The 13,817-nt window shown below is 47.0% G+C and carries 6 protein-coding genes; 3 read left to right on the forward strand and 3 right to left on the reverse strand.

Annotated elements, in window-relative coordinates; genetic code table 11:
- Nucleotides 1-4 precede the first annotated feature (4 nt).
- The 3 genes from ABWH99_RS10825 to ABWH99_RS10835 all read right to left on the reverse strand — a co-directional run bounded on the left by ABWH99_RS10825 (nt 5) and on the right by ABWH99_RS10835 (nt 6,562).
- Nucleotides 5-1,150 (reverse strand): amidohydrolase family protein, encoded by a 1,146-nt coding sequence (locus ABWH99_RS10825; RefSeq protein ID WP_375586291.1) that lies wholly within the window; start codon nt 1,148-1,150, stop codon nt 5-7.
- A 694-nt stretch (nt 1,151-1,844) separates the two neighbouring features.
- Nucleotides 1,845-3,383: a SusD/RagB family nutrient-binding outer membrane lipoprotein gene (locus ABWH99_RS10830; RefSeq protein ID WP_375586292.1), complete on the reverse strand. Its 1,539-nt coding sequence runs from the start codon at nt 3,381-3,383 to the stop codon at nt 1,845-1,847.
- Between the two features lie 20 nt (nt 3,384-3,403).
- Complete coding sequence (locus ABWH99_RS10835) at nt 3,404-6,562, reverse strand: SusC/RagA family TonB-linked outer membrane protein (RefSeq protein ID WP_375586293.1); 3,159 nt, start codon at nt 6,560-6,562, stop codon at nt 3,404-3,406.
- 624 nt (nt 6,563-7,186) lie between these two features.
- Between ABWH99_RS10835 and ABWH99_RS10840 the strand changes: the two genes are divergently transcribed.
- The 3 genes from ABWH99_RS10840 (at nt 7,187) to ABWH99_RS10850 (ending at nt 13,550) form a co-directional block, all read left to right on the forward strand.
- Nucleotides 7,187-10,258 carry a SusC/RagA family TonB-linked outer membrane protein gene (locus tag ABWH99_RS10840; RefSeq protein WP_375586294.1) on the forward strand — a complete coding sequence of 1,024 codons (3,072 nt, stop codon included), beginning with the start codon at nt 7,187-7,189 and terminating at the stop codon, nt 10,256-10,258.
- A 17-nt stretch (nt 10,259-10,275) separates the two neighbouring features.
- Nucleotides 10,276-11,910, forward strand: coding sequence for a RagB/SusD family nutrient uptake outer membrane protein (locus ABWH99_RS10845; protein WP_154854953.1), 1,635 nt, complete (start codon nt 10,276-10,278; stop codon nt 11,908-11,910).
- Between the two features lie 287 nt (nt 11,911-12,197).
- Nucleotides 12,198-13,550 (forward strand): Gfo/Idh/MocA family protein, encoded by a 1,353-nt coding sequence (locus ABWH99_RS10850; RefSeq protein WP_154854955.1) that lies wholly within the window; start codon nt 12,198-12,200, stop codon nt 13,548-13,550.
- Nucleotides 13,551-13,817: the final 267 nt, after the last annotated feature.

Consider the following 13,817-nt stretch of genomic DNA (forward strand, 5'->3'; position numbering starts at 1 on the left):
AAATCTAGTGACGGATTCCCGGATACCACTTTTCGGCATTTATTCGATAGATTTTATCCACTACCGTCTTGGGCAGTTTCAAGGCCTTAAAGGTGCCGGTGACTTTTGGTACCTGCATTTCTTCGTCCCCGGTAAAAAATTGCCAATGTCGTAACCAAACCTGATGGGCATGCGCTGAAATTTCCTCGGGTTCCGTTAGTCCTTTCGCCTGTATGTCCGATGCTCCGGCGCGCAGATCGGTTCCGTAAATGAGGCGGTCCTGGTAGCTGATGATAAAGTCACGCACCCCTTCCCAATCGGTGACAGCCTGGTGTTGCAGGTGAGAGATGCGTTCGGCCATATCCACCGCCATACTGGGAAAGGAATCCAGCCTCTTTGCCAGTTCATACACGTCGTATTCCAGGCTTCCCAAATGGGCTCCAACAAATCTCAGATCGGGGTTATTGGCCAGCAGTTGATCCCGGGCAGCAATCTGTTCCTCATAGGAGGGAAGATCGGGAAAATTATACATGTGGTACTTGGGGTTTTCCCGAAAATAATCCCGGTCGCCTTGTACCGTCATTTCCTCCAGTGGCAGCCAGGTATTTTTTGGTTCGCCCAGGTGGCCCAGCAGGGTAATGTCTTCTTCTTTTATTAATCGCAAGACAGGATCGAAAACAGCATCGGTAATCATCACCAGTTCCCCCTGTTCATTTTTCAATTCCATGCCGATATTTTTCCATACTTTAACGGCGATGGCCCCTTTGGCAAACGATTCTTTTAAATACGCCAGTGTTTTTTTCTCCCAATCACTTTGGGTAAATCCCTCCAGCGAAAAGGTAGTGCCATACGCAACGACTTCCGGGTATTTTTCGATCAGCTTCAATGAAAAATCTTCCTGTGCTTCCGGTGTTAGGCGCGGAGACGTATACACGCTTATGTTCAGTAAACGGAAGTTATCCCGAATCGCCTGCTGAACAAATACCGTATCAAAATCGGTCCGCAGGTGTACGTGGGCGTCGATCTTTTCTATCCGGTCAAAATCTTCGGGGGAATAGTAGGTTTCTTCCATGGTGTCGTGTACTATGTGATTGCTTTTCGGCGATTGACAGCAAAAAGTGAAAGCCAAAAGAACGGAAGAAAAAACAAGTAGCTTGTACATTCTGATCATAATTTTCTTGATTTTTGGCGAGATTCCCGGATGCTAACTGTTGGATAGATTTCTGAAAGCCCAGAATTAAAGCCAATATGGTAAAAATAAGCGTTCGTTTGCTACATTCAAGGCGTTTTTTTTAAGCAATCCTTTTGGTACAGGTACCGTTTGTTGGGTGGATTGGGTTTTATTACGGAGCCATGCGTATTCACGTATCGTCAGGCGACTGCCTGAAAGAAACCCCTATCTTATTGCGTTTGCAAGTTCTCCTACTGGCGTTGGACCGAGTAAATTTGCTCAAAACGAGGACGGTCTGCTCGAATAGATCGCCGCCGGTTTAGAAGCAGGTTCGCTTACGCCAGATACGTCATGCACTGAAACAACTACCCGATCGAGCCGATCCTGTCCCGTATACGCCTTGGTCAGGGTTTCTCCAGTTCACTTGGATTGCGGTCCTGTTTTCGATAGCCGACGGTCGGGTATGCAAAGCAAAGCGGCAACACTTGAACCAAATTATTTTGGTAAAGAAGTAATGAAGGCTAACCTTTTTTGTGATGGTTGGTTTAAAAAACAATCCACTCAACAGGTTTGATAAAGTTCGGTACAAAACCGTTAGTTGCTATGGATGGAAAAACCTCAGAAGGATGTCCATTAGAAAAAAAAGCTGCTCCAAAAAAAGTTGAAGCAGCTTTCACTAGTCGCCTTGCATTTGTTAATTGGCAGTGTCCCACCAAAGCGGTGTTTTTAGTCGTACTTCCGGGCTGTTATCCCCCACGTTGTCACCGTTTCTAACCATCTCATTACCTTCGTAGATCATGGCCCTCATCCATTCTCCCGGACCAAATAGTGGGTTGAGGTTCGAAGGTTGGCGTAGCGAAGGTCCGTAGATATCCTGGCTAAAGTCCATGCGGCGCATGTCTACCCAGGTTTCGGGGTTGAAAACCTGGGTTATGTATTTTTGCCGCATGATATGGCTGAGACCGGTTGTCAGGTCATTAAAATGGGCGTTCACCCCATCATCGAGGACGGCCTGCCAGAAAGCATCAATCTCATCGGCAGGTACTCCCAATTTTCGCATATTGGCGCGGACACCTTCTTCGTAGGCTGCCAATGCTCCGCCGTTGTCACCCGATCTCAACCGGGCTTCTGCTTCGATAAACTTCAGCTCTGAGTACGTCATAAACGGAAAGGGTGAGTCAGGTCGGGAATAAAAGCCTCCGGTGACCCGGCCATAATCGTCCCCATTGAAAAAAGGGCCGTTACCTTCACGTCCGCCCGGCACACCTTCGCCAGGAATGAGTCCGCGAAACTCACCATCCGCCGGAGCGGGGTTCATAATGATACCGATACGCGGGTCAGTGTATGCTGAATTGGTCACCGGGAGCGTTTTGAGCAGGTCCACAAAGAACTGTGTATAGGAGAAATAGCGCGGGCTGGTGGGGCTGGTAAACCCGCCGTAGCCTACGTTGCTCCATGGATTGGCTTCAGTAGCCTGTCCACCCTCCAGGTACGGAAACTCAGCGTCCATATTATCCGCATTGAAGCCATTCTCTACGGCTGCCAGAATCGCCTGGGGATCGTAGTTGCTTTTCTTGCTTAGGTGGTTCAGGTAACGTGCCTTGAGTGAATAGGCAAAGCGACGCCATTTATTTACATCTCCCTGGTACATGATATCTCCTCCGGCCTGGTTAAGCCCTTTCGCATTTTCACTGGCATTAAAGAATGCGATCGCTTCGTCCAGTTTTTCAATGACAAGCTGGTAAACGAGCTCTTGCTCATCAAAAGAGGGTGTCAGGTTTACCTGGCTCACGCCATCATAGGCAGAGGTTACCGGAATACGTCCAAACTGATCGGTGAGCATGCCAAAGTTGAGTGCTTCCAGGGTACGGCCTACACCCGCAAAGTGTGGAGAACCTTCCTCTTGTCCCTGGACTACCAAGTCCACACAGTTAGGAATGGCCCAGGTATAGGCGTTCTGCCAGAAAAAGTTACTGGCACTAAAGTTCCATGTTTCGGCACCCGAAGCGCGTAGACCGGAAGCGGCATATTGCACCACCGCGGTGATTTCCCGAGAGGCCCGCCACTGGGAGGCCCCATTGGACATGGTGATTGCACCGATGATGCGGTTCTCTACCGGAATGTAAGAGGGGTTGTTTGGATCGGCATTGACGTCCAGAAAATCCTCACAGGAAGTAGCCGTAAAGCTCAGCACCAGGCCAAGGAATAGTTTGTATATAGTTCTGATTTTCATCTTCTTCATCAATTATTTGATTAAAAACTCAATCTAAGGCCCAGATCGAAACCACGGGTAGCCGGTACACCTAGATTGTCCATGCCCATAGAACCGGTTCCGGCCACACCGGCGCCTCCAGAGCTTACTTCGGGATCCACGCCCGAGTAGTCAGTGATGAGGATCAGGTTTCGTCCGGTAGCATAGAATTCCAGTCCTTTGACAGCTATTTTCTCCAGCAGGAATTTTGGCATGCGGTAAGAAAGCGTCACATAGCGTAGGCGATACCAGCTCCCATCCTCCACAAAGGCAGGACCGTTACCCCGATAAATCAGTTGGTAAAAATTCTGATCCAGTACCACCTGCTGTGTATTGGGCTCACCCGTAGACTCTATGATTCCGTCAAACACGGTAGTAGTTCCACGATCAAGCGTCTTGGGGCTGAGGCCGCTGCGCACCAAGGCGTTTTCGGTGGCGTTGTAAATGTCTCCACCGATGCGAATGTCCCAAAGAAAGGATAGAGAGAGATCATTGTACCGTAAGGTATTCGTGATGCCAATAAGCGCATCCGGGTTGCGGTCTCCAATGATCTGCTTAATGGGGTCGATTTGCGGATAGCCATCGTTGTTTAGCAATAAAACACCATTTTCATTGGTTTTCCAGACATCACCATTGATACCGAAGAGAGAAGCGCCCAGGAAGCCTGCTCCTTGTGCCACAAAACCGTCTACAGAAGCATCCGATTGCTCCACCCGGTCCAGGGTACCGGGAAGATCAACTACGGTAGAGGTATTTCTGGAAAAGTTGATATCCGTTTCCCATCGGAATTTTTCGCGTGCCACAGGCACGGCATTGATCATCAGTTCCACCCCTTCGTTATCGATACGTCCACCGTTCAGGTAGGCGATGAATGAACTTGCCGAAGGAGGTACTCGTGTAAAGAGGATCTGATCATCAGAGCTCATCGTATAATACGTTAAGTCTACTCCCAGGCGGCCGCTAAAGAAACGAAGGTCCAATCCGGTTTCAAAGGCATTGGTAAACTCCGGACGCAGGTCGGGGCTTCCAAACGCGTAGGTATCGACGATAAATCCACGAGGAGCCGCAGTAAACGAATTGGTGGTGTTGAAGTAGCGGTTGCCCAATACGTGAGGCGGCGCATCTTTACCTACCCGGGTCCACGAAGCCCTGACTTTGGCAAACGACAGTGTTTTTTTGGGTCCATCATTGGTAACACCTATCTCGTCCAGCAGGTCGGAGACAACAATAGAGGTGCTAAGGGATGGATAGAAGAACGAACGGGCATTGGGCGGTAGGGTAGAAGACCAGTCATTACGCCCCCGAACGTTTAAAAAGACGATGGACTTCCAGTCCATGTTCAAGTCTCCAAATGCGCCAACGATACGGCGGCGGGAGCCTCCTTGTGATACCGTACGGTCACTTTGCTCTACGTTATTGATACTTGGGAAATTTGGCGCGATGAAATTTCGGCCGTACCAGTCAGTAGTGACGCTTCGTGCTATTTCCACATTGTGTCCCAGGGTCAGGTTGGCATTGAACTCCCCGGGAAAAGAATGCTTGAGCGTGGCAAGCAGGGTGGAAGTAGTGATTTGGTTAAATCGGTCGTTTTCGGTAATGGCGCCTCTTTCTTCTCCACCGATCACGGTACCCGTACCCCTTACACTACGAAACTCTTCATTGAAGAAGTCGGTACCGGCCCGATAGGTGATGTTGAGGAAATCCACCGGATCGTAAGAAAGGTTGGCCACGCCAATCATTCGATTGACATTGCTGGTGTTGGGGTTGTTGTAAATACTCCAGTAAGGGTTGTCAATAAAAGCAGCATCTTGCGCGACTCCCAGGATCGTACGCTGCGTGCCATCCGGATTCAGGTAATTGCGCATATCATCATTGAGCGGCCAGTTGTAGATACCGCGCATGGTACCACCCCCGCCACCTCCCGTGGCACCGATGATATTGGTTTCTGCAACGCCCGAGCCCTGCAGGGCAAAAGAGTTTTGGGTGTTCGTGTAGTTGGCAGAGCCGCCGACTTTTAGCTTATCAGACAGTTTGGTTTCCGCGGTGATACGGAAAGAAGTACGGTTGAAATCTGTATTCTCAATCACACCGTTTTGGTCAAAACGGCTGGCGGAGAGGTAAAAGGTCGAGCGTTCGTTACCCCCTGAAGCCGAAATATCGTGTCGCTGGGTGGTGGCGGTACGGAAGAAGTTTCCCAGGTTATCATAAACGGTCTCATTCGGACCGAACTCAGGACCCCAGGAAATTCTGGCCTCGGGGTTGAAATCGCCGTTGACCCCTTGCTTGAACCGGGTTTGTAATTCGGGCAGGCGGTTGACTTCATCAAAAGAAAAGGCATTGCTGTAGGTAATACGGGCCTGTCCGGCTGTACCCTTTTTGGTGGTGATGATTACGGCACCTTCTGAAGCGCGGAGGCCGTAAAGTACCGCCGCCGCCGGTCCCTTAAGCACAGTGATAGATTCAATGTCCTCCGGATTGATGTCTATGCCCCGGTTAGAGTTTACCGTATTCTGAGCTCCTAGTCCGACTCCCCTACCCGTAGGAGCACTGTTGTCAATCGGAATACCATCCACCACGAATAGAGGCTGGTTGTTACCACTAAGCGAGGTTCCTCCGCGTATCAAAATTACAGAAGAGGCTCCGGGTGCTCCACCGGAATTGTTGATCTGAACACCGGCGATTTTTCCCTGCAAGGCATTGACCAGGTTGGGCTGCTGCGCTTCTACGATGGATGCTGCCTTGATTTCCTGCACGGCATAGCCCAGCGATTTTTTCTCTTGCTGCACACCGAAGGCGGTTACAACCACTTCCCCAAGTTGGGCCAGGTCTTCCTCAAGCGTAACGTTTAGTACCGACTGACTACCGACCGGTAGCCTTTTGGATTGGTATCCAATAAATGAAAAAACCAGGTTGGCATCTGGAGAAGGTACATTGATCCGGTATTCTCCGTCAATGTTGGTGACGGTACCGGTGTTTGTACCTTCCAAAAGAACACTTACTCCAGGCAGCGGTTCACCACTGCCGGAGGTGACTGTACCACTCAACGAGCGGTTTTGCGCCCAGGCAAACTGGGAGGCAAGGAGGGTCATTAAAAAAAGACCTCCAAGCAATCGGGTTACAGGAGTTACCAATCCCGATAGGTTAGGTAAGAATTTAAACATAGTTTGTGATTAAAGGATGAATAAATGCAAATTAACATCGTGCAGAACCTGCTTGTTCAACTAGTTAATTAGCTCGGGAAACTAGACCAAATTACGTTACAATCAAAGTACTGTAGGTAGAAAAAAAATCGCAGTCCGAGGCCGGGATGGAAGAAAATTTAATAGGAAAAACTTATCAGATCAGGATACTCTACAGAATAAATGGTACCCTATTAAGATAAAATAGGGGTAATCACTACGTTAAATTGGCAAGTTTGAAATCGATAATTTGGTTCGTTTTTGTGTAAAATAGTTGCTTTCCAGTATTTTTTTTCGTAACTAAAATCCTTAAAAATTAATCACAAATATTCATTGAGAAAATTCATTTGAATCCTGTTGCCACTTCCCAAAACGCGGAACGTGCCTGGACCCCTGCTGAGAACAGGGAATGGAACGGGCTAAACTGATCATGCTTACCTGCTGACAGGTAGCCTTAGCCAAAACCTTTCTCGCAGCGCGGGAAAGAGTTTTATTCAGGTAGTCAGGATAACGTTATTTTTCACCTTTCATCGTTTTCCGTGCTCAAACGATATTTTCCCAGTAAATATTTATGTAGTTGGACAACCAAATTAATACTGTATTTATATGAGGAAATTACTACCAAGGAAGGCGATCTACTTGAAAAAAGTTGTAGCCTTTGCACTCACACTTCAATGTGTCAACGTGGGAGCGGCACTGGCACGAAACGGGGAGGGCCCCGTTTTACGGATAATTGAAATAGCGGAAAAAACAGCTGTTGATTTTTATGAGGATGTAACCATTTCGGGTACCGTTACGGACGAAAATGGAGAACCGCTACCGGGAGCGACCATAACGGTACAAGGTACAAGTTCAGGTACGGTAACCGATATTGATGGCAATTACTCACTTGTGGTTTCTGAAGAAGCAACATTGGTATTTTCCTTCATCGGATATGCATCGAAAACCGTAGCCATTGGCGCCCAGACCACCATCAACATTACCCTGATGCCCGATGAGTCCTCATTGGAAGAGGTGGTGGTGATCGGATACGGTACCCAAAAAAGGTCCGATGTCACGGGCTCAGTTGCACGGATGAATACCGAGAAGACGCAGGATTTGTTGAATACCAACATTCTTCAGTCACTTAAAGGAAGTGTAGCCGGCATGACGATCGGTACACCGGATCGTCCGGGAGAGGAGCCCTCCCTGCGTGTACGGGGAACAAACTCGATAACCGCTGGAAACGATCCGCTTATTGTCGTAGACGGTGTCATTTATAATGGGTCTTTAAATAATATCAATCCGAATGATATCGAAACAGTGGATATTCTGAAAGATGCTAGCGCGGCCGCGGTCTATGGATCAAGGTCTGCGAACGGAGTGATACTGCTTACAACGAAGAAAGGAAAAACAGGAAAGCCGGTCTTTAATTTCCGTGCGAACTACGGGATCTCCAACCCGGTGAAATTAATAGATGTCCTTGATGGACCGAATTACATACAGAAGGTGCTTGATTTCCGGGAGGCAAGCGGACAGGAAGCCCTGATGGAAAACATCACCGATTACCTAAACCCGATCGAGGCTGAAAATTACCTGTCAGGAACGACCATAGACTGGTACGATGAATTGGTAAATCCATCGACTACTGAAAATTACAACCTAAGTATTTCAGGGGGTAACGATGCCACCGAATACTTCATTTCGGGGACCATCTTCGATGAAAAGGGAATCGTCGAAAACGATAATTTTAAGCGAAGAACACTTCGTGTAAATCTATCCAATGAGATCACTAACTGGTTTAAAGTAAGTGTGCGATCTTCATTTACCTCTTTAGACTATTCGGGTGTTCCGGTAAACTTACTTTATGGCCTCAGTCCTTACAGCAGCTTAAGAAACCCAGATGGAGGCCTTCGTCAATTTCCAATGGATGATCCCTTTTTTGAGAATCCGTATTATCCCACCTTGATTGACGATGAGGACATACGAACGGATTTATGGGGATTGCTTTCCAGTGAGTTGGATGTACCATTTATTCCCGGCTTGCGATGGACCATGAATTATTCCCTAAACAAGGGAGATCGACAAGCAAATCGCTTTCAGGATAACAGGCTCGCGCAGCAAAGCAACGGAGTAGCCTCTCAACAGTCTTTTGATGATTTCTACCGAATATTTGATAATATCCTGAACTACCGAAAGGTGATTAATAACCGTCACGCAATTGATGGGACCTTTCTATACAGTCGGGAGTATCGAAAAGCCTCTAATTTCCGGGCAGTATCCTCTGATTTCTTCAATCAAAGTCTGGGATATTACAGTTTGGAGTTGGGGGCAATTCAATCCGTTTCAAGTGATTTTAGCGAGCAAAACAACCTGGGTTTCATGGGTAGGGTAAACTATTCTTTTGATGACAAATTTTCCCTGACGGCCACCCTCCGAAGGGACGGTTCCTCGGTGTTTGCAGCGGGAAATAAGTATGCCACGTTCAAAGCGCTCGGATTGGGTTGGATCATTTCTGACGAACCCTTTATGAGTAATGTTGATTTCTTCGATCGATTGAAATTGAGGGCTTCCTATGGTGAAAACGGCAATCAGGCAATTGCCCGGTATCAAACGCTGGCCAGGCTAGCCAGCCGAAATGCTGTGTTTGGTGATGGTGGCGGAATTGCGAATGGCGTTTTTGTAAACTCTCTGGCCAACAATGATTTAGGTTGGGAAACAACAGAAGTTTATAATTTTGGCACAGAGTTTTCAATTCTTGGAAGCAGGGTAACCGGTACAATCGACTATTACACGTCTACTACAAGTGATCTGTTGCTGAATCGGGCTCTTCCCGAAACGACAGGGCAGTCATCGATATTGAGTAACATCGGGCAGGTTGGTAACAAAGGCGTAGAGATTGCCCTGAATTCGCTAAACATACAGACGCCGGATTTTACCTGGGAAACCGGGCTGATTTTTGAACGTCAGCGAAATGAAATTCAAAAACTATACGGAACGGATGAAAATGGCGACGGGGTCGAAGACGATGATATTGCAAACAGATGGTTTATCGGACATCCTTTGGGTACCATTTTCGGTTTTGGCATCGATGGAATACACCAGCTGGGTGAAAGCGATCTGCCTCCCGGATACGAGCCGGGGGATTTTCGAATCATTGATTACGATGGTGATGGGGAACTCAGTGGTGATGATCGGCACATCTTGGGTTCAAACAATCCCAATTACTCATTCAGTGTATCCAACACTTTGCGATACAAAAGATTCTCGCTATACGTGATGATCAATTCAATTCAGGGAGGCGGAGCCAGGAATTTCTATGTCGGAAATAACATCTTTATGCACAACCCGAATGCACAGTTTTCATCCTGGACAGAAAGATTCAATGTAGTGGACATTCCCTACTGGACGCCCGATAATCCGTCCAACACCGTGGCAAGTATCGACTACATTCCCGTGAGAAACCATCCCTACCTGGAAGATCGAAGTTTTGTCAGAATACAAGATGTTAACCTGGGGTATTCCTTGGGGAATGAACTGTTAAATAAAATAGGCTTTTCCAACCTAAGGATCTATACGAGCATCAAAAACCTCTACACCTTTACGAATTGGAGCGGCTATGATCCGGAAAATGCAACCTCGATTCAGAACGTGCCGCTAATGCGGACATTTACGTTTGGTCTGGATGCCTCATTTTAACAAAAACACGAATTCAAATGAAAACATACAACTCAATATATAATAAACTGATCTTTGCGCTATGCATGTTGATGGCGCCAATGATCCTTTCTTGCGAAGATGATATCTTGGAAGAAATCCCCAGAAGCTTTTTAAGTCCGGAAACTACCTTCGTTGATACGGATGGTTTCAGAGCTGGGTTGGTAGGTGTTTATAGCATGACCCGGGCATTGTTTGTCCCCGATGCACCTGGAACGGCATGGTCCGATCGCGATGACTTAATGAGTCTTAATTATGGGACAGATATCGGGTGGTATTGGGATAGGAAAAATTTCTTCGGAGACTATTCCATCATTAACCCCACCACAAACTACCCTAGCCGTTTGTGGAATCTGCTCTACATCATCATTAAAGATGCAAACGTCATCATTACTCGTGCAGAAAATGAAAACGTCGCTTGGGACCAGCCCTCGGATAAAGATGAAGTAATCGCAGAAGCCAGGTTTTATCGGGCTTTTGCCTATCGGTATCTGGTGTACCATTATGGAGGAGTCCCGATCATCGATGGAGAAATCGCAGGGGTAAAACTCGATTTTGTCAGGGCCAGCAGGGATCAGGTATTGGACTTCATGATTGCTGATTTACAGTTTGCTTCTCAAAATTTGCCCGTAGAAAACCCAAACAATGGACGCGTGGTTAAAGCCGCAGCCGATCACTTATTGGCAGAAACCTATATATCCACAGAAGACTATGATTTAGCGATTCAGGCAGCAAGTGCGGTGATAGACGATGGCCAGTACGAATTAATGAACGATAGGTTCGGATCCTTCGCCGGCGAACCAGGGGATGTGTTCTGGGATTTGTTCAGGTACCGCAATCAGAACGACCCTGCCAATACAGAGGTTATTTGGACCGCGCAAATTGAATTTAATCTACCCGGCGGAGCGGGGAGCTTTAATCGTACCGAGCGGGCCTGGGGGCCATTCATGGATCCCGTAAGAACCCCAGACGGCCTTCAGGCGATTCTAAGGGATGAATTTTGGGGGCGTCCGGTTGGGTTTATTCGGCCCTCAGTTTACCTGGATTCTACCATATGGGAATCCGATTTTGATAACGATATTCGTAATTCCCCCCATAACATGCAAAGGGAATTCGTGATCAATAATCCGGAATCGGCCCATTTTGGAGAGGTAATCGTTCCCACAGAAGCCCAAAAGGTTAGAAATGTTTTTGTGTACATCAAAAAGGCCTCCATGCCCATGGGACACCCTCAGGGATATGATCCGGGAGGAAATATCTACAACGACGTATACATCTTCAGACTTGCCGAGACGTATCTGTTACGGGCAGAGGCACACCTCAAAAACGGGGATAATGTCAATGCCGCTAATGACATCAATGTGGTCAGATCCCGGGCAAATGCCACACCGGTCGATCCCGGAAACGTGGATATCCACTATCTACTGGACGAGCGGGCGCGTGAACTGGTCATTGAGGAACCTCGTCAGCTGACACTGAGGAGAGTGGGGCTCTTAGGAGAGAGAATCCAGATGTACAATCCGGTCTCTGGGCCTACGTTTACGGTTGGACGGGATGAGTTGCTACCGATTCCTCAATCTGAAATCGATGCAAACACCGAAGCAGAACTAACGCAAAACCCCAATTATAATTGATCGGCCGCCGCATTCACACCAAAATCACTTTCCGGGACAAAAAGGGCAAGGAAGGCATCATCACGTGACAGCTAGAAGCGAAGAAGTATGTTCTGAAACGTGAATTTTCAAAACTTTAACGATTAATCTGGCAAATTCTAACCCATTTACTTTGATATTACCTGAATAATGATGATTCTGTAGGTGGAAAGCTTATCTACCCGGTTTTTGAATGTAGTAAAACATGGACTGGCTTAGCGAAAAAAGAAGGTAACCAATTAAGGATCAGATCATTTAGTAAAATTATAATGAAAACAACAAGAAGAACATTTTTAAAATCAGCTTCAACAGCGGGTATAGGAGCATTATTTATTCCTAATTTTATTAAACGTCCGCCAAGTACAAAATTGCGTTTTGCAATGATCGGTGTAGGAGCCAGAGGTCGTGCGAGTTGGAGTCAGGTTGCCGTAGAGGATATAGTGGCCATGTGCGACGTGGACGACAGAATGACTGAAAATGCCTACAAAACGGTGCCTAAAGCTAAAAAGTACAAAGATTTCAGGCGGATGTTCGACGAAATGGCCAACGACATTGATGCCGTAATGATCGCTACGCCTGACCACACCCATTTCCCTGCAGCAATGGCTGCCATGCAACTTGGGAAACATGTATTGGTCGAAAAACCATTGGTGCATAATATTTGGCAATGCCGTACCATGAAAAAAGCAGCAAAGCATTATGGCATTGTTTCGCAAATGGCAAATCAGGGACATACAACCCATGGAATCAGACTGGTAAAGGAATGGTATGATGCAGGGGTTCTTGGAGAGGTAAGAGAAGTGATCAGGTGGGGTGGTCCGACAAGGTTTAGTCCGGATGGATATTTCTCGAAGCCTGACGGGTTTCCATTTCCAGTACATGAAGTACCCAAAGAATTGGATTGGGATTTATGGAAAGGTCCCGCAGCGGATCTTCCTTTTAACAATGAATATGCACCTAAATCATGGAGAACTTTCTACGATTTTGGTAGCGGAGCAATGGCCGACTGGTGTTGTCATACCTTGGATGCTCCTTTCTGGGCATTGGATCTGGGCATGCCACATACCGTAGACGCGGTAGTACCAAACCCCGAAGTTCCGGATCATAGCATGATTGCACAGGAATCAACGATAACCTGGCAATTTGGAGCTCGCGGTACGAAACCACCTGTTACCATGAAATGGATAGAAGGCATGGGCAAACCGGAATTGAAGGAAGAGTATGGGCTCGAAGAAATGCCGGATAATGGGATGATCATGATTGGTTCGAAGAAGACCCTTTACCATGGTGGTCGTCCAAATAATCCCCGATTACTTGTTCCTGAAGAAGAATGGATCGATTTCCAAAAGAATAAACCAGCAGAAACCATTCCTAGAGTGGAAGAAGAAAAACCGGTACAGGAATGGGTGGCGGCCATTAAAAACGACACCTTGCCGGGATCAAACTTCGATTATGGTGCAGACTTAACCGAAATGGGACTTGTCGGGGTACTTGCACAGCGTTTTGGCGGAACTATTAATTACGACGCAAAAAACATGAAGGCCATTGGTCGTCCGGAGTTGGATGCCTACATAAAGGAACCTGTTCGCGAAGGATGGTCTTACGGGGAAGACCTTTGGTAGAATACTAGATACTCTTTCAGAAGATCCTTTTGAAAAGAACAAACTAATTCATGTAAAATATAAGAATCGGAAAAACAACAAGTCATGGAGTAGCGTCTGGAATGGAAAAATAGGGTAAGGGATACCAAGCCAAATCCATCCGCTAAAGAGTAGGGTGAAGGATCGTTTTTTTATCAAAAGAAACCAACCTATGGCCTGTAAACAGTAAATTTCCTTCCTGAAAGGTTATAAATCAGTTGAAAAATTTAACATTGGGGATGAGCTGAA

It is taken from the genome of Cyclobacterium xiamenense, assembly GCF_042140265.1.
GTDB classification, from domain to species: domain Bacteria; phylum Bacteroidota; class Bacteroidia; order Cytophagales; family Cyclobacteriaceae; genus Cyclobacterium; species Cyclobacterium xiamenense_A.